This window comes from Vibrio sp. 10N.222.49.C9 (genome assembly GCF_041474985.1).
In the GTDB taxonomy this organism is placed as follows: Bacteria; Pseudomonadota; Gammaproteobacteria; order Enterobacterales; family Vibrionaceae; genus Vibrio; species Vibrio crassostreae_C.
On record NZ_JBFRVD010001206.1, the window covers coordinates 1 to 420 of the forward strand.

1 protein-coding gene is annotated in these 420 nt (G+C 45.7%); it reads right to left on the reverse strand.

The window, feature by feature from the left end; genetic code table 11:
• The coding region (locus tag AB4585_RS27590) for a metal-dependent hydrolase (protein WP_372171943.1) at positions 1 to 182 on the reverse strand (182 nt) is incomplete at its 3' end.
• Between the last annotated feature and the right edge of the window lie 238 nt (positions 183 to 420).

The window sequence follows — 420 nt, forward strand, 5'->3', positions numbered from 1 at the left end:
GAGTGTGTGAAGCCACGATGCTTGATGGTGTTGCTTACTGCATCGCCATAGTCGAGAACAACATCAAGGTCGGGCAGTGTGCCCAGTGCGGCGCCAGCCAATAGCACCTTGGCATTGCATTGCTTTCCTGCAACAGCACCGGCAATGGTTGCGCCTAGAGCTGCTTGTGTTACTGAGTCCATTGATTTCCTTTAAATCGAAAACGTTAATTAGATGAAGTTTGTATAGGGTTGTACTCAAGTTAAATACGCTGAGATCAGTGCAATCAATTTTCTGTCACTATACCTTAATTGCCCGCGCAGCGAATGACACCGAGCATAGCCTCACTGGCTTTAGATACATAGTGTTCTTTACTCCAGATAGCGGCAAGTTCCCAGCGAATGTTCTGTTTAATGGGTATAAAGCAATAGTCATCACTAT